The sequence below is a fragment of the Comamonas sp. A7-5 genome, assembly GCF_039581385.1.
GTDB classification, from domain to species: domain Bacteria; phylum Pseudomonadota; class Gammaproteobacteria; order Burkholderiales; family Burkholderiaceae_C; genus Comamonas; species Comamonas thiooxydans.
In genome coordinates this window covers 136,761-157,564 of sequence record NZ_JBCPWO010000003.1, presented here as the reverse complement: position 1 = coordinate 157,564, position 20,804 = coordinate 136,761, and the positions used below count along the sequence as shown (strand labels likewise).

General features: G+C 64.2%; 18 protein-coding genes. 11 read left to right on the top strand and 7 right to left on the bottom strand.

The window, feature by feature from the left end; translation table 11 throughout:
• Positions 1-7 precede the first annotated feature (7 nt).
• Together AAIL67_RS06300 and rsmA are read left to right on the top strand one after the other, a co-directional pair.
• Entirely contained in the window at positions 8-1,435 is a 1,428-nt protein-coding gene (locus AAIL67_RS06300) for a peptidylprolyl isomerase (RefSeq protein ID WP_034406509.1), read from the top strand.
• A gap of 103 nt (positions 1,436-1,538) precedes the next feature.
• The gene (gene rsmA / locus AAIL67_RS06295) at positions 1,539-2,300 is read left to right on the top strand and encodes a 16S rRNA (adenine(1518)-N(6)/adenine(1519)-N(6))-dimethyltransferase RsmA (protein WP_003072305.1); all 762 of its coding nucleotides are present in this window, start codon (positions 1,539-1,541) and stop codon (positions 2,298-2,300) included.
• 62 nt (positions 2,301-2,362) lie between these two features.
• Here rsmA and AAIL67_RS06290 read toward each other — a convergent pair whose 3' ends face one another.
• Complete coding sequence (locus tag AAIL67_RS06290; protein WP_343483601.1) at positions 2,363-3,718, bottom strand: aspartate aminotransferase family protein; 1,356 nt, start codon at positions 3,716-3,718, stop codon at positions 2,363-2,365.
• Between the two features lie 337 nt (positions 3,719-4,055).
• Complete coding sequence (locus AAIL67_RS06285) at positions 4,056-4,310, bottom strand: DUF2061 domain-containing protein (RefSeq protein WP_003066898.1); 255 nt, start codon at positions 4,308-4,310, stop codon at positions 4,056-4,058.
• Between the two features lie 197 nt (positions 4,311-4,507).
• On the opposite strand from AAIL67_RS06285, the gene AAIL67_RS06280 reads away from it, so the two are divergent.
• The 3 genes from AAIL67_RS06280 to AAIL67_RS06270 are packed head-to-tail and all read left to right on the top strand — an operon-like array spanning position 4,508 to position 6,559.
• On the top strand, positions 4,508-5,020 hold the full coding sequence (locus AAIL67_RS06280) for a GNAT family N-acetyltransferase (RefSeq protein ID WP_063662333.1): 513 nt from the start codon (positions 4,508-4,510) through the stop codon (positions 5,018-5,020).
• A gap of 26 nt (positions 5,021-5,046) precedes the next feature.
• A complete protein-coding gene (locus AAIL67_RS06275) occupies positions 5,047-5,604 on the top strand; it encodes an NUDIX hydrolase (protein WP_003066904.1) in 558 nt (185 codons plus the stop codon).
• A 58-nt stretch (positions 5,605-5,662) separates the two neighbouring features.
• Positions 5,663-6,559 (top strand): EamA family transporter, encoded by an 897-nt coding sequence (locus AAIL67_RS06270; protein ID WP_063662330.1) that lies wholly within the window; start codon positions 5,663-5,665, stop codon positions 6,557-6,559.
• 22 nt (positions 6,560-6,581) lie between these two features.
• Here AAIL67_RS06270 and AAIL67_RS06265 read toward each other — a convergent pair whose 3' ends face one another.
• The gene (locus tag AAIL67_RS06265) at positions 6,582-7,502 is read right to left on the bottom strand and encodes a LysR family transcriptional regulator (RefSeq protein WP_063662327.1); all 921 of its coding nucleotides are present in this window, start codon (positions 7,500-7,502) and stop codon (positions 6,582-6,584) included.
• A gap of 172 nt (positions 7,503-7,674) precedes the next feature.
• Between AAIL67_RS06265 and AAIL67_RS06260 the strand changes: the two genes are divergently transcribed.
• From AAIL67_RS06260 to AAIL67_RS06245, 4 genes are all read left to right on the top strand, one after another.
• Complete coding sequence (locus AAIL67_RS06260; protein WP_063662793.1) at positions 7,675-8,685, top strand: tripartite tricarboxylate transporter substrate binding protein; 1,011 nt, start codon at positions 7,675-7,677, stop codon at positions 8,683-8,685.
• Positions 8,686-8,832: 147 nt separating this feature from the next.
• Positions 8,833-10,434 (top strand): gamma-glutamyltransferase family protein, encoded by a 1,602-nt coding sequence (locus AAIL67_RS06255; protein ID WP_343483600.1) that lies wholly within the window; start codon positions 8,833-8,835, stop codon positions 10,432-10,434.
• Between the two features lie 201 nt (positions 10,435-10,635).
• Entirely contained in the window at positions 10,636-11,559 is a 924-nt protein-coding gene (locus AAIL67_RS06250; RefSeq protein ID WP_343483599.1) for an RNA polymerase sigma-70 factor, read from the top strand.
• A 238-nt stretch (positions 11,560-11,797) separates the two neighbouring features.
• Positions 11,798-12,295 carry a carboxymuconolactone decarboxylase family protein gene (locus AAIL67_RS06245; RefSeq protein ID WP_343483598.1) on the top strand — a complete coding sequence of 166 codons (498 nt, stop codon included), beginning with the start codon at positions 11,798-11,800 and terminating at the stop codon, positions 12,293-12,295.
• Between the two features lie 241 nt (positions 12,296-12,536).
• On the opposite strand, the gene AAIL67_RS06240 is transcribed toward AAIL67_RS06245, so the two are convergent.
• The 3 genes from AAIL67_RS06240 to tcuA all read right to left on the bottom strand — a co-directional run bounded on the left by AAIL67_RS06240 (position 12,537) and on the right by tcuA (position 16,424).
• Positions 12,537-13,520 carry a tripartite tricarboxylate transporter substrate binding protein gene (locus AAIL67_RS06240; protein WP_343483597.1) on the bottom strand — a complete coding sequence of 328 codons (984 nt, stop codon included), beginning with the start codon at positions 13,518-13,520 and terminating at the stop codon, positions 12,537-12,539.
• 91 nt (positions 13,521-13,611) lie between these two features.
• The gene (gene tcuB / locus AAIL67_RS06235) at positions 13,612-14,823 is read right to left on the bottom strand and encodes a tricarballylate utilization 4Fe-4S protein TcuB (RefSeq protein WP_343483596.1); all 1,212 of its coding nucleotides are present in this window, start codon (positions 14,821-14,823) and stop codon (positions 13,612-13,614) included.
• 155 nt (positions 14,824-14,978) lie between these two features.
• Positions 14,979-16,424, bottom strand: coding sequence for an FAD-dependent tricarballylate dehydrogenase TcuA (gene tcuA / locus AAIL67_RS06230; RefSeq protein ID WP_343483595.1), 1,446 nt, complete (start codon positions 16,422-16,424; stop codon positions 14,979-14,981).
• A 248-nt stretch (positions 16,425-16,672) separates the two neighbouring features.
• On the opposite strand from tcuA, the gene AAIL67_RS06225 reads away from it, so the two are divergent.
• Positions 16,673-18,688, top strand: a complete 2,016-nt coding sequence (locus tag AAIL67_RS06225) for a DUF2075 domain-containing protein (RefSeq protein WP_034394425.1) — start codon at positions 16,673-16,675, stop codon at positions 18,686-18,688.
• Here AAIL67_RS06225 and AAIL67_RS06220 read toward each other — a convergent pair.
• Positions 18,672-19,610, bottom strand: a complete 939-nt coding sequence (locus AAIL67_RS06220) for a LysR substrate-binding domain-containing protein (protein ID WP_034394421.1) — start codon at positions 19,608-19,610, stop codon at positions 18,672-18,674. The genes AAIL67_RS06225 and AAIL67_RS06220 overlap by 17 nt on opposite strands.
• A 53-nt stretch (positions 19,611-19,663) precedes the next feature.
• Between AAIL67_RS06220 and mnmA the strand changes: the two genes are divergently transcribed.
• Positions 19,664-20,794, top strand: coding sequence for a tRNA 2-thiouridine(34) synthase MnmA (gene mnmA / locus AAIL67_RS06215; protein ID WP_253232969.1), 1,131 nt, complete (start codon positions 19,664-19,666; stop codon positions 20,792-20,794).
• Positions 20,795-20,804 lie beyond the last annotated feature (10 nt).

Here is a 20,804-nt window from a genome sequence, read left to right as displayed (position 1 = left end):
TTTTTTCATGCGTTTTTTCTCCAAGACATCCAATGCATGTGCTGTTGCCGTGGCACTGGCTGTAATGGCTGCCGGTGTGCAGGCCCAGGGCCTGAAGAGTCCCGGCAGCAAGGCCAAGGCTGGCAATGACTCCTCCATCTCGCGTGCATTGGAGGCTACGGCCCAGCCCTCGGGGCGTCAGGCTCCGGCAGCCGCACAGGGTGTTCGCTCGGCCGATTACATCGTGGCCGTGGTCAATTCCGAGCCCATCACCAATAACGAAGTGCGTGCGCGCATGGCGCGCGTTGCGCAGAACGTGACCGAGCAGGGCGGGCAGCTGCCGTCCCAGAGCGAGCTGGCCCGCCAGGTTCTGGAGCGCCTGATTGTCGAGCGCGTGCAGTTGCAGGAAGCCAAGGACACGGGCATCAACATTGACAACATGACGGTCGATCAGGCCGTGGCCAATGTGGCGCGCCAAAACAATACCGACAAGGCCGGCCTGGTGTCGCGCCTGAAGGCCGAAGGGATTTCCGAAGCGCAGTTCCGTTCGGAGATCCGCAACCAGATGCTGATGCAGCGCGTGCGCGAGCGTGATGTGGACGGTCGAGTCAAGGTCGCGGAAGCCGACATCGATCGCTATCTCAAGGAGCAGAAGCGTCCGGGCGATGCGGCTGCAGGTGCGGCAGCCAATCTGGGCCACATCCTGATCACCGTGCCTGAAAATGCCAGCCCTGCCGTGGTGGCGGAGCGCGAGGCCAAGGCCAAGCAGGCGGCAGAAGCGGCGCGCAAGAATCCCGACTTCATCGCCGCCGTGCGGGAATTTTCGGATGTACCCAACGGTCAGGGGGGCGGCGCCATGGGCATGCGCCCCATGAGCGATTACCCCGAGCTGTTTTCTCAACAGGTGGGCAATTCGGCCGTCGGTGCCATCGTCGGTCCGTTCCGTTCGGGCGCAGGCTTCCACGTGCTCAAGGTGCTGGAAAAATCTCAGACCGGAGCACCTGTATACATCACGCAGAACCACGCCCGCCATATTCTGCTGACCGTAGGCGATGGCATGACCGAAGCCCAGGCGGCCAAGCGTCTGGAGGACTACAAGCGTCGCGTGGAAGCCGGCCAGGCCACCTTCCAGCAACTGGCGCAGGAGTTCTCCAAGGACGGCAGCGCGCGCAATGGCGGTGATCTGGGCTGGTCCTCGCCCGGCCAGTTCGTGCCCGAGTTCGAGCGCGTGCTCGACAGCCTCCAGCCGGGCCAGATCAGCAACCCCGTGGTGTCGCGTTTCGGCGTGCACCTGATTCAGCTGATCGAGCGCCGCCAGGAAAAGCTCACCGAGCGCGAGCAGCGCGAAATGGTTCGCAACGTGGTGCGCGAGCGCAAGGCCGAGCAGGACTACGAAACCTGGCTCAAGGAACTGCGCGGCAAGGCCTTCGTGGAATACCGCGAGCCGCCCCAATAAGCCCATTCAATCCGCTTGAAGTGCCCGGTAATGTCATCATTGCGCACCGGGCATCGGAGCTCCCCCTCATTCCAAGCGGTGCCCAGGCACCGCTTTCGCATTCATGAAACATATTCCCCGCAAGCGCTTCGGCCAGAATTTCCTGACCGACGGCGCCATCATCGACAACATCGTCCAGGCCATCGACCCCAAGGCGGGCGAACCCATGGTCGAGATCGGCCCCGGCCTGATGGCGCTGTCGCAGCCTCTGGTCGAGCGCCTGGGCAAGCTCACCGTTATCGAGCTGGACCGGGACCTGGCGGCCCGTCTGCGTCTGCGCGACGATCTCGATGTGGTCGAGTCCGATGTGCTCAAGGTGGACTTCCGTGCGCTGGCTGCGCGGCTGGGCGTGGCCAAGCTGCGCGTGGTCGGCAATCTGCCCTACAACATCTCCAGCCCCATTCTTTTCCATCTGCTGGAGCAGGTGGATGTGGTGCAGGATCAGCACTTCATGCTGCAAAAAGAGGTCATAGACCGCATGGTGGCGGACGCCGGCACCTCGGCCTACGGCCGTCTGTCGGTGATGCTGCAGTGGCGCTACGCCATGGAAGATGTGCTGTTCGTGCCGCCGGGCAGCTTCAATCCGCCCCCCAAGGTGGACAGTGCGGTGGTGCGCATGATTCCGCGCGAGCAGCCTGCGGATCTCGATCCAAAGCTGCTGGAAGAGCTGGTGCAGGTGGCTTTCAGCCAGCGCCGCAAGATTTTGCGCAACACCCTGGGAAAGTGGCTGGAAGCCAAGGGCTTTGCCGGCGAGTTCGATCTGCAGCGCCGCGCGGAAGAAGTGCCGGTCGCCGAATTCGAAGCCCTGGCGGCACAGCTTTCCTGAATTTGGAAAAAAATGCTTCAATCGCTTTATAGGTAAGCGATTGAAGCTACTTATTTGATAGTTCAGTCAGTGGCCTGCAGCGCATCGCCCAGTGCGTTGATCAGCCGCTCGATCTCGGCCTGCTCGCTGATGAAGGGCGGCGCCAGCTGAATCGTGTCGCCGCCGTAGCGCACATAAAAGCCGGCCTCCCAGCATTTCATGGCGATCTCGTAGGGACGCCTGGCGGGCTCGCCGGGCAGGGATGCAATCGTGATGCCCGCCGCCAGGCCGATATTGCGGATGTCCAGCACATGCCTGGCGCCCTTGAGGCTGTGCACGGCCTGCTCGAAAAAGGGGGCCAGCGCGCGCACGCGGCCCGGGCCGTCTTCGCGCTGCAGCAGATCCAGTGCCGCAATGGCTGCCGCGCAGGCCACGGGATGGGCCGAATAGGTATAGCCGTGGGCAAATTCCAGCATGTACTGCGGCCCTCCTGCCGCCATGAACTGCCCGTAGATGGCGGGCGAGACCACGCAGGCTCCCAGCGGCTGGGCGCCGTTGCTGACCTGCTTGGCGATATTCATGATGTCCGGCGTCACGCCGAAGGCCTCGGCCGCCGTCATTGCCCCGAGACGGCCAAAGCCCGTGATGACCTCGTCGAAGATCAGCAGAATGTCGTGCTGGGTGCAGATTTCGCGCAAACGCTGCAGATAGCCGGCGGGCGGAATCACCACCCCGCCAGAGCCCGACATGGGCTCCACGATCACGGCGGCGATATTGCTGGCGTCATGCAGGGCGATCAGATCGAGCAGCCGGTCTGCCAGGGCGCGCCCGTCGGTCTGGGGCTGGCCCTTGAAAAACGAACCCGGTGGCGGCTGGGTGTGCGGCAGATGGTCGGCTTCAATCCCTTGGCCGAACATCTTGCGGTTACCCCCCATGCCGCCTACCGAGATGCCGCCAAAGTTCACGCCGTGATAGCCCTTCTCGCGGCCGATCAGCCGGGTCTTGCTGCCCTGGCCCCTCGCACGCCAGTAGGCGCGCGCCATCTTCAGCGAGGTGTCGGCCGCTTCCGAGCCCGAGCCGGTGAAGAACACATGCTCAAGCCCCTGGGGCATCAGCGCCACGATGCGGTTGGCCAGCGCGAACGAGGCCGGGTGGCCGAACTGGAAGGCGGGAGCGTAATCGAGCTGCAGCGCGGCCTGACCAATGGCCTCGGCGATCTCGCGGCGGCCATGGCCCAGACCCGAGCACCACAGGCCCGAGAGGCCGTCGAAAATGCGCCGGCCATCGGCATCGCTGTAGTAGGCGCCTTGGGCGCCCGTGATGATGCGAGGCCTGGCCTTGAAGTTGCGGTTGCCGGTGAACGGCATCCAGTGGGCGCTCAGCCATTGTTCGTCGTGGCGCGCGAGGTCTGCGGGTGTCTGGCGGTCTGCAAGCTGCATGGGAACTCCTTGGATTCCCGGCCATTGTTGGCCTTGGGCCCGGTTTGGCAAATAGCCGCAAACCCATGGGAGCGAGTCCGAATTGGCATCTTCCGCATGACTTATCCACAGTATTTTCTGATGCCGGAGAGTTAGGCTCGGATGATTTTCTGGCGTGAATGATCAGAAGCTCACAAAGAGTCTGGGATATTCAATATTTACCCATGGCTTATCAAAAGGCTTGTTCACATGATTTCTACAGATCATGAAGATGGCCGTTGCAGTCGCCCAGCATGGCCAGGGACTGCAGCAGCCATTGCGCGAAAGTGGTGGGGTGGTCGGTGTTCATAGACGGCTCTCAGGCGCTCAGTGCCTGTCCGGCAAGCGCTTGCTGCTCGCGTTTCTTCAGGCGGCGCTCCCAGACTTTTTCATGGAAGAAGAAGGCAAAGGCCTGGACCGTGGGCTCGAGCAGGCTCAGCGTCAGCGAGGCAATCAGATTGCCGGTCACGGCATAGGCGACGCAGGCGGCCACCGTGATGTGGATCACGTAGTAGCTGGCGGTCTTGGTCAGCGTGAGCTGGTTCTGGCGCAATGTCTTGATCAAGCGTGTCATCTGTTTCTCCCTGAGCGATGAATGAATGGTAGGGAGGATGGCGATGAATTTCCAATTGAGAATCATTACTATTGCGATAGTGCCTACTGGCTGCTGCGAGACGAGCGGCTTGCTAAGCTATGTGCCGGATTTTGATTGAAATTGGCCGTCAGCCATTGACTGATAAGCGTTGACAGCTATTGATTTGAGAGTTTTTGATGACGGGGTCGATGCCAATTCAGCTGCGTGCGCTGGGCGCGGACGATGTGGATGCCGTGATGCGCATACAGCAGCATTGCTATGGTGCGGACTTTTCGGAGCCGCGCGAGGTGTTTGTGCGCCGTTTGCGGACGGCCGGGCATTGTTCCTGGGCGGCCGAGCAGGGCGGCGAGCTGGTGGCCTATCTGGCAGCCTATTGGTCGCGCCCCGGAGCCATCACGCCGCTCAACGGCGACTTTGCCGAATATGACGACGCCAGCGTGCTCTATCTGCACGATATGGCCGTGTCCGAGGCCGCCACCGGCCAGGGCCTGGCTCGGCGCATGGTGCAGGCCCTGAAGACACAGGCCAGAGCGCGCGGCGTGCAGCGCACGGCACTGGTTTCGGTGCAGGGATCACGGCTTTACTGGGAGCGTCAAGGCTATGCGGTCGAATCCGTGACAAATGCTGCGCAGCAGCAACATTTGGCCAGTTACGGCGAAGGAGCGCTCTATATGGTGGGATTTATCTGACACATCGTCGGGTTGGGACAAGGATAATGCCCGCCATGCCCAATCGCTGGAAACCCAATGTGACTGTCTCGGCCATCATCGAACGCGATGGCCGTTTTTTGCTGGTGGAAGAACAAACGGCGGATGGACTGCGTCTGAACACGCCGGCCGGTCATCTCGACCCTTCCGAAAGCCCTGTCGATGCCTGTGTGCGCGAGGTCATGGAAGAGACGGCCTACAGCTTCACGCCCACGGCTCTGGTCGGCATCTACATGAACCGCTTTGTGCGCACGCGCACGGGCTCGGACATCACCTATCTGCGCTTCGCCTTCACTGGCGATCTGGGCATGCACCATGCCCAGCGCCATCTGGACGACGGCATCGTGCGCAGCGTCTGGCTCTCGCTCGACGAACTCAAGGCCACCGAGCATCTGCACCGCAGCCCCATCGTGCTGGAGTCGGTGGGCGATTATCTGGCCGGCCAGCGCTATGACATAGGCCTCATTCATGCCGATGCCAGCATCTACAAGGTGCCGCAGCTCACGCGCCCGGTGCCCGAAGAGGCCGGTGCCACGCTGGACGATGTGCTGGTGCAGATTCACTGATATTGGCATTCGGCAGTTGTGACAGGCGTGCAGGCCGGGGCTGTGCACAATGCCCTGTATGTCTGTAGCCAGCCTGATCCGACTCATGACACTGGCCGCCCTCTGGGGCGGCAGTTTTTTATTCATGCGCGCGGCCGTACCCCATCTGGGGGCCGTGCCCACGGCCGTGGGACGCGGCCTGTTTTCGGCGCTGGGCCTTGGCGCGGCGTTGTTTGCCATGGGCTACCGGCCCAGGCTAGGACGCTATCTTTGGCCCTTGCTGGGGCTGGGTGTCATCAATTCCGGCATCCCCTTTCTCATGTACGCGCTGGCGGCCCAGGTGCTGCCATCGGGCTATAGCGCCATCTTCAATGCCACCACGCCACTGGTTGCCACCGTGGTGGGAGCGCTGGTGTTTGCCGAGGCGATTACGCCCGCGCGAGTGGCTGCCGTGCTGCTCGGAATTGGCGGCGTGGCGGTGCTGGCCCAGGCCGGGCCGCTGGATCTCGGCGCAGCCGTGCTGGGCGGTATGGCGGCCTGTTTTGTGGCCACGGTCTGCTACGCGTTTTCCAGCTATCTGACGCTCAGGCTTGCGGGTGCCAATGCCTCTGTGGACACGCGCGCTGCCGTTTTCATCAGCCAGCTCGGTGCGCTGATGGTGCTGACGCCGGCGCTGCTCATCGACATGGCGCTGGAGCCCGGCATGCTGGCCAGGCTGCAGGCCGCTCCGCTGCTGGCATGGGGCAATGTGGCGCTGCTGGGCTTGCTGAGCACGGCGCTGGCCTATGTGCTTTATTTCCGGCTGATTGCCGATGAAGGCCCGCAAAAGGCGCTGACCGTGACCTTTATCGTGCCCGTGTTTGCCGTGCTCTGGGGCTGGGCCCTGCTCGATGAGTCCTTGACCATCGCTCATGCCATGGGTGGCGGGCTGATTGCGCTGTCGCTCTGGCTGGTGCTGCGCCCCAAGGCGGATTGAGCCGAGGTCTTCGGCCGTCTTTTCACCAGGCAGCGGGCAGGCGCAGCTGCAACAGCTCCAGAAAGGACTGTGCCGCATGTGGCAGCGTGCGGCCGGCCAGGGTCTGAACCTCGATATCGCGCAGATCCATGCCGCGGTCGCTGAGCGCCACGGCCACGAGCGCGCCTGTGGCCACCATGTCGCGGGCGGCGATTTCGCTGGCCACGGCGACCGCTGCGCCCTGGGCCGCAAAGTTCAGCAGCGTCTTGCCGTGATTGCTCTCCAGGGCCGGCGCCAGCATCAGTCCCTGGCGGCTGCAGGCAGCATCCAGCAGCTGGCGCACGGCAGTGCTGGGCGGCGTCAGTGCCAGTGGGTAGCGCACCAGCCTGGACAGTGACACGCTGCGCTCCTGCGCCAGTTCATGGCCGGATGCCACCAGCGCCAGCACGGGCGCGGCCACGCGGCAGGCGACGGCGATGCCGGGCTCGGGGGCCCGACTGAAACACAGGCCTATATCGGCCGTGCCGGTACGCACGGCACCGGCGACCTCGTGTGTGGGAAGCACCGTCACTTCGAAGACGATGCCGCTGTGCTCGCGCTGGAAGGCCGCGCACAGGCGCGGCAGGAATTCGCTGGCGAAGGCATCAGAGCTGGCAATGCGTACCTTGCCGCTGCGCAGGCCCTGCAAGGCCTTGATCTCGTCCAGTGCGCGTTCCGCGTCCAGCCCCGCACGGCGTGCATGATCGGCGAGGATCTCGCCGGCAGCGTTGAGCACCATGCCGCGCGGGTGGCGCTCGAACAGCGGCGTGCCCAGGCGCGCCTCCAATGCCGCAATCTGGCGGCTGATGGCCGAGGCCGCCACATGCAGTCTTGCCGAAGCCTCGCTCAGCGATCCGCATTGCGCGACTTCGTGGAAGTAGCGCAGCGCAGTGTCTTGCAGCAGCAGATGGCGGAACTCGGGCATGGCAGTCGGTGAAAGCAAACCGCCATTGTGCTCGGTTTGCTGTTTTGGCAACGATGGCTTGCAAATTTGCCGATAGCGGCAAATGCCTCGGCTTTCTAAGATGTCCCGTTCGATGGTTGCCGGGCAGCGGCGCCCCCCTTTCGAACAAGCTGCCATTTCACCGGGAGTTGCCATGCGGGCACGGTTTACTGTTTCAACGACGCGCCGCCAGTGGCTCCATGCCGCCGCGGCGGTGACTGGTGGCCTGCTGGCCTTGCCGGCGCTGGCCCAGGGCGAGGCCGCCTGGCCCAGCCGACCGGTGCGGGTGATCGTGCCGTTTCCGGCCAGCGGCGCGACCGATCTGGTGGCACGCGTGATCGCGCAGCGTGTATCGCAGGAGCTGGGCCAGCAACTGGTCATCGACAACCGGCCCGGCGCCGGCGGCACCATAGGCACGGCCGAGGCCGCCAAGGCGGCGGCCGACGGCTACACCCTGCTGTTCACCACCAGCAGCACGCATGCGATTTCGCCGCATCTGATGCCTAGGCTGGCCTACAAGGCGGACAAGGACTTCAGTCCCATCGCGCATACGGCGGACGCGGCCAGTGTGCTGCTGGTCACGCCCTCGCTGCCGGTCAAGAGCGTGCAGGAGCTGATTGCCTATGCCAGGGCCAACCCCGGCAAGCTCAACTACGCCACCAGCGGCAATGGCACTATCGTCCACCTGAACACCGCCGCCTTTGCCGCGCAGGCCGGTATCCAGCTTGCCCATGTGCCCTACAAGGGCACGGCGCAGTCGATCACCGATCTGGCGGCAGGCCAGGTGCATCTGCTGTTCGATTCCATCCCCACGGGCATGCCCCATGTGGCCAGCGGCCGCCTGCGCGCCCTGGCCGTGACCGGCGACAGGCGCAGCACGCTGGCTCCGAATCTGCCCACGGTGGCCGAATCCGGCCTGCCAGGCTATTCCTCGGTCACCTGGTTCGGCATCTACGGCCCGGCCGGCATGAAGCCCGAGCTGGTTGCAAGAATCAACCAGGCCTTCAACCGCGCCCTCCAGAATCCCGAGGTGATCGCCAGCCTGGCCAAGCAGGGCGTGGAGCCCGCCAAGCCGCAGACGCCCGCGCAGTTCGCGGCCATGGTGCAGGCAGACAGCGCGCGCTGGGCCAAGGTCATCAGGGACAACCACATTACTTTGGAATGACATATGCAACCCCCTGTGCGGCTGCGCCGGGGGACGGCATCCTCGGCTAGGCGCCTCCCGCCGTGAGGCGGCTCTTGCTCGATGCCTTTGGCCTGGGGCGTGTCAGTGTTAAGCGCGGCGCCCATGAATCACTGATCGGACTTAAATATGACCAACCTCGTCAAGGACTGGACGCTTCCCTATGCTTCGAACCGCTCGCCGGTGCTGGGGCGCAATGTGGTCAGCACTTCGCAGCCGCTGGCCGCGCAGGCCGGCCTTTCCATGCTGCTGGCCGGCGGCAACGCCGTGGATGCGGCACTGGCTGCGGCGATGACGCTCACGGTGGTCGAGCCCACGGGCTGCGGCATCGGCAGCGACGGCTTTGCCATCGTCTGGGACGGCAAGGAGCTGCACGGCCTCAACGCCTCGGGCCGCTCGCCTGCGGGCTGGACGCCCGACTACTTTGCCCAGCTGGGCGGCATACCGGAGAAGGGCTGGAATGCCGTGACCGTGCCCGGCGCCGTGTCGGCCTGGGTGGCGCTGTCCAAGCGCTTCGGCAAGCTGCCCTTCGCGCAGGTGGCCCGGCCCGCCATCGACTATGCACGCAACGGTTTCGCGGTCTCGCCCACCATTGCCACACTGTGGGAGCTGGGCGGCAAGAAACTGGGCGACCAGCCCGGCTTTGCCGAGTGCTTTCTGCCCGGTGGCCACGCTCCCCGGGCCGGTGAAGTGTTCAGGAGCGAAGCCCATGCGCGCACGCTGGAAGAGATTGCCGAGACCATGGGCGAGTCCTTCTACCGAGGCGCACTGGCCAGGAAGATGGTCGAGCATTCGCGGGCCTGCGGCGGCGTGATGAGCGAGGAAGACCTGGCCGCGCACCAGGCCGACTGGGTGGGAACGGTGTCGCAGAAGTTCGGCGACTCGGTGATCCACGAGATCCCGCCCAACGGCCAGGGTATTGCGGCGCTGATGGCGCTGGGCATGCTCGACGAGCTGGGCGTGGGCAAGCAAGACCTCGACGGCGTGGACAGCGTGCACCTGCAGATCGAGGCCATGAAGCTGGCTTTTGCCGACCTGCACCAGTACAACGCCGACCTCGACCATATGCGCGTCACCCCCGCGCAGCTGCTGGACCGCGACTACCTGCGCGAGCGCGCCCGTCTCATAGACCGCGAGCAGGCCAGCGCACCCACCTACGGCGCCCCTCGGCCCGGCGGCACGGTCTATCTGGCAGCGGCCGATGCCAGCGGCATGATGGTCTCCTTCATCCAGTCCAACTACATGGGCTTCGGCTCGGGCGTGGTCGTGCCGGGCACGGGCATCAGCCTGCAGAACCGCGGCCATGGCTTTACCACCGAGGCCGGTCATGCCAACCAGGTCGGCCCGCGCAAGCGTCCCTCGCACACCATCATTCCGGCCTTTGCCATGCATGCCGACGGCACGCCGCAAATGGCGTTCGGCGTCATGGGCGGCCCGATGCAGAGCCAGGGCCATCTGCAGATGGCCCTGCGCGTGCTGCGCTACGGCCAGAACCCGCAGGCTGCGGCCGATGCACCGCGCTGGCGCGTGACCGGCGGTACGGGCGTGGCCGTGGAGCCGTCCTTCGATGCCGCCGTGGTTGAGCAACTGCGCGCACGCGGCCATGAGGTCAGCGTCGAGGCCGGCCATGGCGTGTTCGCCTTTGGCGGCGCCCAGCTGGTGCTGCGCGACGGCGAGCACTACATCGCGGGATCCGATCCGCGCAAGGATGGGTGCGCGGTGGGGTATTGAGGTCCCCCCTGAGCCGCTGCGCGGCTTCCCCCCCGAGGGGGACGACACCTTCGGTGCGGGGCGGCCCTTCCTCGGTGTCTCTGGCTGAGGGCGCGCCGGTTTTAAGCCGGCACCCTGTCACAAAGTGCGCTGGTTCTGCGTCTAAGGCTTGGTGCCTGTCACACTGGGTGGCTGGCCCGGCCTATTTGCAGGAGACATCACGTGAGCCCCACTTCCCACACTGCGCCGCCCGCCGATGCGGGACTGCAGGATTTCGAGCGCCATCGCCCGCGCCTGTTCGGGCTGGCCTATCGCATGCTGGGCCAGCGCGCCGAGGCCGAGGATCTGGTGCAGGATGTCTGGCTGCGCTGGCAGGACAGCGAGCGCGCCGCCATTGCCCAGCCCGAGGCCTGGCTGGTGACCACGGCCACGCGGCTGGCCATAGACCGGCTGCGGCGCCTGCGCGTGGAGCGCGAGCACTATGCGGGTTTCTGGCTGCCCGAGCCGCTGGTCCAGCCCTGGACCGAGGCCGCTCCCTCGGCCGAGGAGCTGCTGGAGCAGGCCCACGATGTCTCCACGGCGCTGCTGTTCGTGCTGGAGCAGCTGACGCCCGAGGAGCGCGCGGCCTTTTTGCTGCGTGAGGTCTTCGATGCCGACTACGCCGAAGTGGCCCAGGCACTGGGCCGCAGCGAGGCCGCCTGCCGCCAGCTGGTACACCGCGCGCGTGCCCATGTGAAGGCCGGACGGCCGCGCTTCGAGGCGCCCGCACAAGCCCATGCCGAGCTGTTGCGCCGCTTTGCCCAGGCTGCGCGGGGCGGCGATCTGGCGCAGATCCAGGCGCTCTTCGCGCCCGATGCCGCGCTGATCAGCGACGGCGGCGGCAAGGTGGCATCCTTTGGCCGCGTGCTGGAGACCGGGCGCCGCCTGGCGCTGCTGTACTTCGCCACGGCCCGGCGTCTGCGCCGCGACGGGCAGGAGCAGACCCTGCATCTGGCGCGGGTCAACGGCCTGCCGGGTCTGGTGCGCTGTGTGGACGGTCAGGTGGAGTCGGTGCAGACGCTGCTGGTCGAGGACGGACTGATCCGGCGCATCTACACGCTGCGCAATCCGGACAAGCTGACTCGCGTGCTGGTGCCGGCTGCCTGATTGCCTGATGGGCGAGGCCCGTCGCAGAAGGTGAAAAAACAATAGCTGCTACCGCCATTCAATCAACAAATTCAGATTGTTTTATTGCTGAACTTGTTTCATGCGGAGCGATAGCAGCTATGTTTATTGATGGCCCGGCGATGGATGAGGAGGCCTGTCACAAACCGCAGCGCTGCCGCGTCTAAGAGGTATGGGCCGGCCGCAGGGGCGGGCCTGCAATGCCTCAAGGAGTATTCACATGGCCGACATCGCCAATCCCACCGCCAACCCTATTGCCATCCCCACGCCGCGCCTGGACTTCCGTGCGCTGGCTCCCGAGCTCTACAAGGCACAGGCCGGCCTCAACGCCCAGATCGCGCGCTCCAGCCTCGGTGTGCAGCTGCTGGAGCTGGTCTATCTGCGCGTCTCGCAGATCAACGGCTGCGCCTTCTGCGTGGACATGCATGTGCGCGAGCTGCTGTCGCGCGGCGAGGATCTGCAGCGCATCAACAGCGTGGTGACCTGGCGCGAGGTGGACTTGTTCGAGATGCGTGAGCGCGCCGCGCTGAACTGGGCCGAGCGCTGCACCCAGCTGAGCCAGGCCCATCCCGGGCAGCAGGACTTCGAGGCCTTGCGCCCCTACTTCAGCGAGCGCGAAATCGTGGAGCTCAGCTACGCCATCGGCTGCATCAATGTCTGGAACCGTCTGTGCGTGGGCTTTGCGGCTCCCGTGGAGAAAAAGCCCATCACCGTCTGAGCTGCTGCACGGCTTCCCCGTGTCACGGCGCCCGTTGCACGGCGCCCGTGGCACGGCGCCCTCTCTCGCTGCGCGGGAGGGGGGCGACGGCCTCGCTGTGGGGCGGTGCGGCCGGCAAGGTGCGGCCGGCGAGGTGTGGCCGGCGAGGTGTGGCCGGCGAGACCCTTGCTCGCCGCCCTGACCTGGATTGCGCCCCGCTCATGCCTGATGCATCGGCTCCAGCGGGACTGTGAACACGCTCTCAGTTCTGGGTGATCTTGCGTTCCTTGACCACCTTGCCCCATTGCTCGTATTCCTTCTTCATGAAGGCCGCGAACTCGGTGCGGCTCGTGGGCTGGGGCGTCAGGCCGTGGACCTTGAGCGCCTCGGCCACGCCGGGGTCCTTGAGCACCTTGACGATCTCCAGGTTCCAGCGATCCAGCACGGGCGTGGGGGTCTTGCCGGGGGCGACGAAGGCATACCAGTTCAGCGCCTCGAAGCCCGGATAGCCGGCTTCGGCCACGGTGGGGATATTGGGCATGTAGGCGGGGCGAGTCAGGCCGGTGGTGGCCAGCGGAATCAGCTTGCCGGTCTCGACATGCGGCAGGGCTGTCGGGGGCGCGGCAAAGTAGGAGGTGACGCGCTCGCCCAGCAGGTCCTGCAGGGCCGGTGCACCGCCCTTGTAGGGCACGTGAACCATCTCCACGCCGGCGCGTTGGTTGAACAGCTCGCCCGCCAGGTGCGAGGCCGAGCCTGCGCCGGTCGATGCATAGTCCACGCTGCCGGGGCTCTTCTTGGCCTTGGCCACGAACTCGGCAAGGTTCTTCACGCCGGCGCCCTTGTGGACCACCAGCACATTGGGGAAGTTCACGCCGCCCGAGATGGGTGCCAGGTCGGTGAAGGGGTTGTAGCCCACCTTCATGATGTGGGGCGCAATCGTCAGCGGGCCGATGGAGCCGAACAGCAGCACCGAGCCGTCGGTCGGTGCCTTGGCCACGAACTGGTGGGCGATATTGCCGCCCGCGCCGCCCTTGTTGTCTACCACCACGGTCTGGCCGATGTTCTCGCCCAGCTTCTTGGCAATCATGCGTGCTGCCGCGTCGGCGGCGCCACCAGCGGCAAAGCCCACGACCAGGGTCACGGGCTTGTTGGGCAGCCAGTCAGGTGCGGCCTGCGCCGCCGAGCCCAGGCTCAGCAGGGAGGCGGCCACGGCCGTGGCGCGCAGGAAATGGCGTTTGTTCATCATGGGATGTCTCCTTGGTCGGAAAGGAATGCCGGTATTCCGGCTGATTTTTCTGAGAGCAGGCACGGCGGGCGTGCCTGTCATGGGGCTTCGTTCAATCAGCGCCCAGGCCGATGGGGCTGGGCTGGCGCTTTTCGGTGTTGTGGCGCAGCAGCGCAGCCGTGCGGAACACGCCGTGGGCAAACTTGCCGTAGGGCAGGGTGGCAAACAGCGCAATCACGGCGCCCAGGTGCAGGCACAGCAGCAGTGCCAGCGCCGGCGTGGCGCGGCCCAGCCATAGCGCGAGACCGCTGGATGCCACCAGGAACAGCAGGGCGATGAAGCCGAGGTCCATGGGCTTTTGCTTGGCATCGCCATGCAGAGGGTGGCGGGCGCGGTTCAGCGACCAGAGGCCGGCCGTGCCCACCATCAGGCTCACGCCGCCCAGGGCGCCCAGAATCTTGGGCAGGCTGGGTAGCTCGTAAGGAGCGGGTAGATCGAAGACATAGTGATAGACCGTGGCCAGACCGGTGGCTGCAAAGCACAGCATGAAGCCGTAGAAGGTCAGGTGGTGAAAGCGGCGGCGCTTGAGCGTGTACTCGTCGTCCTCGTTGTGGCAGCCGTCACCATGGCCGCCATCCAGGTACTTGAGGCGCAGCACGTCATGCGTGGCTTCGGCAGCGGCGGGGCCGCTGACCTCCACATTGCTGGTGGCGGGCTTCACGTCCTTCCAGAAGCGGCGCACGCCCATGAAGAGCGCGAACACCACGAACAGGAAGACCGGCGCAAAGATGCCGACCAGCAGGTTGTGCGGGAACAGGTTGTAGAAGTTGTTGCCCAGATTGCCGTTCCACAGCTGGCCAATGCCGCCCTGCGCCGCGACGGCCAGCGCCAGGAACAGGAAGAGCCCGGCAACCAGAGCCAGGGACAGGGTCAGGCCGTTCTTCTGGTACAGCTTGCCCATGGCTGGCGGCCAGGCATAGTCGGCATAGGTCTGGCCGCGCACTTCGGCCATGACCTTGGGAATGTTGATGCCGAACTCGTGCGGCGGGGCGTACTGGCAGGCGTGCAGGCAGGCGCCGCAGTTGTGGCAGAGATTGGCCAGGTAATGCACATCGGCCTTGCCGAACTCCAGACGGCGCGTCATGGCCGGGAACACAGCGCAGAAACCTTCGCAATAGCGGCAGGCATTGCAGATCTGCATCACGCGCGCCACTTCGCTTTCGGCAGCGGTTTCCGTTGGGGCGGGGAGGATGGGAATCACCTTGCCGGTGGCCAGGGTCTGGGCTTGCTTGCCCAGTTCTTGCAGGGATTTCAGGGTTTGCATGTCAGTATCAATGACGTTGGGCGTGATTCGCAGCACTTGAAACTGGCGTGCTCCAAGTCAGAGACGCCGAGCAAGGGCCGCCCCGCAGCGAGGGCGTTGTCCCCCTCCCAAAGAGGGAGGGGGAAGCGGCGAAGCCGCTCAGGGGGTGTTTCATTTCAGTCCTTTACGGCGCCATGAATAGCGGGTTTGCCAGCAGCCGCGAGAGCAGCATTGCGTCCGGCAATACGGCCAAAGGCGGTGCCTATCGACATGCCCACGCCAGCCGTGTAGCCCTTGCCCAGCACATTGCCGGCCATCATTTCGCCGGCCACGAACAGGTTCTGGCTGGGTTGATCCTTGAAGCGCACGGCGGAGGTGTCGTCCACCTTCAGGCCCAGATAGGTGAAGGTCACGCCGGGGCGCAGCGCATAGCCGTAGTAAGGTCCGGTATCGAGCGGGCGCGCCCAGTGCGTCTTGGCCGGAGCCAGGCCTTCGGTGTGGCAGTCGTCCAGTGCGGTATGGTCGAAATGGCCGACCTTGCAGCTGCCGTTGTAGGCATCGAGGGTGGCCATGAAGGTGTCCACGTCCAGGCCCAGCTTCTGCGCCAGCTCGGGCAGGGAGTCGGCCTTCACGCCGGGGAACACCGGCGGCATGAAGCGGCCTATGGCCTTGCTGTCGATGATGGAGTAGGCGATCTGGCCGGGTTGCTGGGCCACCAGACGGCCCCAGATCGCATAGCGCTTGGGCCAGAAGTCCTCGCCCTCGTCATAAAAGCGCTGGGCATCGCGGTTCACCACCACGCCCAGCGAGACGCAGTCGATACGCGTGCAGATGCCGCCGTCATACAGCGGAGCGCGGGCATCGATGGCCACCATGTGCGCCTGCGTGGGGTCGCCCAGGCCGTCGGCCTGTTGCTCCTCCAGCATGTGTTTGAGCAGCACGCCCTGGTTGAAGGCCGTGCCGCGGATGATGAAGTTGTCGGCTGGCCATTCGCCGCGCTCGTTCTGGCCCCAGGCCTCGCGCAGCCATTCGCGGTTGGACTCGAAGCCGCCCGCCGCCAGCACGCAGCTCTTGGCCGTGATGCGCTGGCTCCCATCCTTGGTCTTGACCCATGCAGCCTGGAACCGGCCGTTCTCGATTTCGAGCTTGTCCACGGGCGACTCGTAGCGGATTTCCACGCCCAGCTTTTCGGCGCTGCGGAAATAGGCGTTCACCAGCGCCTTGCCGCCGCCCATGAAGAAGGCATTGGTGCGCGCCACATGCAGCGCGCCCGACAGCGGCGGCTGGAAGTGCACGCCATGCCTGCGCATCCAGTTGCGGCAGGTCGAGGAGGCGCGGATCACCATGCGCGCCAGATGCTCGTTGGTGATGCCGCCCGTGACCTTGAGCAAGTCCTGCCAGTACTCTTCCTCGGGATAGGCCTCGACCAGCACGTCCTGGGGAGCGTCGTGCATGCAGCGCAGATTGCGGGTGTGGCCGGAGTTGCCGCCGCGCCAGGCGCGCGGAGCGGATTCAAGCAGCAGCACGCGGCTGCCGGCTTCGCGCGCCATTAGCGCGGCGCACAGGGCGGCATTGCCACCACCGATGACGAGTACATCGGTGTCAAAGGCTTCAGTTTTCATGATGGGCTGCCACGGACGGGGGGCCGGTGGCGGTTCAACGTGGGGGGAATCGAGCGCAGGCGGCGACCCCGCGTGAGAGGGGGGACACCGTCAAACAAGTATTGAACCGGAATGTAGTGAGTGCCGCCTCACCCGTGTAGCAGGGGGAGGGGATAGGGGTATCACGATTTGTGATGAATTGACGCCGAAGCAGCTCGCATTGCCGTGCGCGGGCTATGCTCAAACGGTTTTGGACATCGCCCTTAGAAATGAAAAAACCTTCCCAGCGCGCTGCATACATCGCCACGATTCAGGAATTTTTTGCTGCCTCAGACCATACCATCTTGGGGCAACTTTCCATCGCATCCGAAGGTGATGTAGCGACGGAGCAAATGGGGGCTTGGAAGCAGCAGATCGAAATTCTCCGCGAGGCGCTCGACTCCAGTATGGAAGGCATGATCGGCTTTGAGTTCGTCATCCCCCGCATTGGCCGGCGCGTGGATAACTTGCTGCTTTTGGGGAACAAAGTGGCGGTACTGGAGTTCAAGGTGGGCGCCAAGCAATACGACGCGGCGGCGCAAACACAGGTTTTGGACTATGCCTTGGACCTGCGCAACTTTCATGGGGGCAGCCATACGGCAGTGATTGCACCCATCTTGGTAGCGACTGCTGCGCCGGATGTGGAGCAGGTCTATACCTACCCAGTGGATGGCATCTATCCTGTCATCCAAGCCAATACCGACAGCTTGCGCGCGGTGCTGGCGAAGTTCGCGCAGTCTGCCGCAGGGCTTGAACTGGACTATGCAGCCTGGCTGGCTGCCGGATACCGGCCAACGCCTACCATTGTGGAGGCCTCGCAAGCCCTCTACAAAGGTCATGGGGTGGAGGAGATTACGCACTCCGAAGCCGGGGCAGAGAACTTAGGAGCTACCACCGAGGCGTTGACGGCGGCGATTGATCGTGCGCGGCAGTTCAAGCGAAAGGTGATTTGCTTTGTGTCTGGCGTGCCAGGTGCAGGCAAGACTTTGGCGGGGCTGAACTTGGTGTGCGAGCGCCGCAAACATGATGCTGATGAGCAAGAGCATGCGGTGTTCTTGTCGGGCAATGGCCCTTTGGTGGATGTTTTGCGGGAGGCGTTGGCCCGCGATGAAGTGCTGCAAAGCAAGCAAAGCGCCCAGCCCGTCAGAAAAAACGATGCAAAGCGCAAAGCCAAGGCGTTTATCCAAAACATTCACCATTTTCGAGATGACAACCTTAAAAGCGAGGCGGCGCCTGTTGAGAGGGTGGTAGTTTTTGATGAAGCCCAGCGCGCATGGGACCGCGAGCAAGCCAGCAAGTTCATGCGTACCAAGCGCAACCAGCCCGACTTTGACCAATCAGAGCCAGCTTTTTTGATTGGTGTGATGGACAGGCACGAGGGCTGGGCTGCCATTGTTTGCTTAATTGGCGGAGGCCAAGAAATCAACACCGGCGAAGCCGGATTGGAAGAATGGCTGCGCGCGCTGCGGGACCGCTTTACGCATTGGGATATCTATCTTCCCGCGCAATTGGAGAACAGCAGCTATCTGCACAGCTTTCAGTTGTCAGAGATAAAACATAGCCAAATCGTGCGCTCGCCCGCATTGCACCTAGGGGTGTCGCTACGATCTTTTCGTTCAGAGCGGCTGTCACAAGCCATCGCCGCCGTGATGGCTGGCGAGATTGCTGAGGCAAAAGCGCAGCTGCAGCAAGTGCTCAAACATTACCCCATCGTGCGCACGCGCTCGTTGGCACAGGCCAAGCAGTGGCTTAAAAGCAAGGCACGGGGCAGCGAGCGCTATGGGGCGTTGGCATCCTCGGGCGCCAAGCGCATCAAGCCCTTGGGCTTGAATATGGGCGTGAAGATCGACCCTTGTGCATGGTTCTTGAACGATGCCAATGACGTGAGATCGTCTTATTACCTGGAAGATGCCGGCAGTGAGTTCGATGTGCAGGGCTTGGAGTTGGATTGGACCATGGTGGTTTGGGATGGCGATTTGATGTACCAGCCCCAGAACCCATCCGCCCCCTGGCGCTTTCGCAGCTTCAGCGGCACGCGGTGGCAAGAGATTCGGCAAGAGGTCGATCAACGCTATCGCTTGAATGCCTACCGGGTGTTGCTCACCAGAGCGCGCCAAGGCATGGTTATTGTGGTGCCCGAGGGCGACGAACAAGACTCAACGCGCGATTCGCAGTTTTATGACCCGAGCTGGGAATATTTGGCGCTTTTGGGTATTCCCGAGGTGCTTATTAGGACACCAGCTTAGCCCCCACCCATCCCCCTGACTGCACCAGCTGGCGTGCGCAATCCATCAGCACTACGCGGGAGGCAAGAGCTGCTGGCGAGAGCTCATCGTCCGACAGGCTGCACAGCGCGGCTTTGCGCCGCACCGAGTCATCGGCGATTTGCGACCACTGAAAACGCTCGGCAGCATCACGGTACATGCCCACGGCCGACCAGGGCTGGACTGTGGCGCCCATGCCGGCAGCGACCGCTTCCATCAGCAGGGACAGCGAGTCGATTTCCATGGCCATCTGCGATTGGAAACCGGCGCTGGTGAACGAGGCCATGATGGAGCTGCGCAGGCCGTGGCTGCCCGAGGGCAGGATCAGAGGCACTTGCTGCAACTGCTCCAGGCTGATGGGCACTTCATGCTGAATCTGCGGCGCCACCGGTTGCTGGCGCGACTGAATCAGAAACAGCTGCTCTTCGAGCAGCGGCATCACGCTCCAGCGCCGGGCGCTCTGAGTATCGAAAAGGATAGCCAGATCCAGCTGTCTGGCGTTGAGAAGACTGGTCAGATGCCCCGAGAGGGCTGACACCATGTGCAGCCTCACATCGGGGTAGCGTTCGCGCATGGCTCGCATCAGCGGCAGGCCCAGCACATTGGCAATCGTGGGCGACAGTCCCATGCTGACGGCGCCCGACAGCCGCGCCTGCTGGGCAGCGTGAATGGCCTGCTGGGCATGGCGCAGGGTCAGCTGGGCCTGGTGGAAAAAGGCCTGGCCGGCCTCGGTGGGGATGACTCCGCGTGGTGTGCGCTGCAGCAGCCGGGTCGAGAGTTCCGACTCCAGGCGGCTGATCTGCTGGCTCAGCGCCGATTGCACCATGTCCAGATCCAGCGCCGCCCGGCTCATGGAGCCCAGTTCAACAATTCGTACAAAGTAGCGCAGCTGGCGCAGTTCCATGGCAAATCCTCACGCCCGCAGCAGTTGACGGGCGCTGGGATAATCGCATACCTATGAGCAACAAGCAGCGTGTCGTGGTGGGTTTGTCGGGCGGTGTGGATTCCGCCGTCACCGCCTATCTTCTCAAACAGCAGGGCCATGAGGTCGTCGGCATCTTCATGAAGAACTGGGAAGATGACGACGACAGCGAGTACTGCTCGTCGAATATCGACTTTGTCGATGCGGCGGCCGTGGCCGACGTGATCGGCATCGAGATCGAGCATGTGAACTTCGCCGCCGACTACAAGGATCGCGTGTTTGCCGAGTTCCTGCGCGAGTACCAGGCCGGTCGCACGCCCAATCCGGACGTGCTGTGCAATGCGGAGATCAAGTTCAAGGCCTTCCTCGACCACGCCATGCGCCTGGGTGCCGAGAAGATTGCCACCGGCCACTATGCACGCGTGCGCCAGAACCCCTCCACCCAGCTGTTCGAGCTGCTCAAGGGCCTGGACAACAGCAAGGATCAGAGCTATTTCCTGCACCGGCTGAACCAGGCCCAGCTGTCCAAGGCCATGTTTCCCGTGGGCGAGCTGCACAAGACCGAGGTGCGCCGCATTGCCGAAGAGATTGGCCTGCCCAATGCCAGGAAGAAGGACTCGACGGGTATCTGCTTCATCGGCGAGCGCCCATTCCGCGACTTCCTGAACCGCTACATCAGCAAGGAGCCGGGGCCTATCCTCGACGACCGCAACCGCAAGCTGGGCAAGCATGTGGGCCTGTCCTTCTACACGCTGGGCCAGCGTTCGGGTCTGGGCATTGGCGGCGTCAAGGAAAAGGGCGCCGCCCGTGGTGCGGGGGACCATGCGCCCTGGTTTGTGGCGCGCAAGGAAATGGACAAGAACATTCTGCGCGTGGTGCAGGGCCATGACCATCCGCTGCTTCAGTCGCATGCCCTGCTGGCCGATCAGGTCAGCTGGGTGGCCGGCCATGCTCCGGCTGAGGGCAAGGCCTACGGCTCCAAGACCCGTTACCGCCAGCCGGATTCGCCGGCGCTGATTTCCCAGGCCACGGATGCCGGCTTCCGTCTGGACTTTCCAGAAGCGCAGTGGGCTGTCACCCCTGGTCAGTCCGCCGTGCTCTATGACGGCGATGTCTGCCTGGGCGGCGGCATCATTGCGCAGGTCGATCCTGCGGCCACTAGGTAAGCGCTAGGTA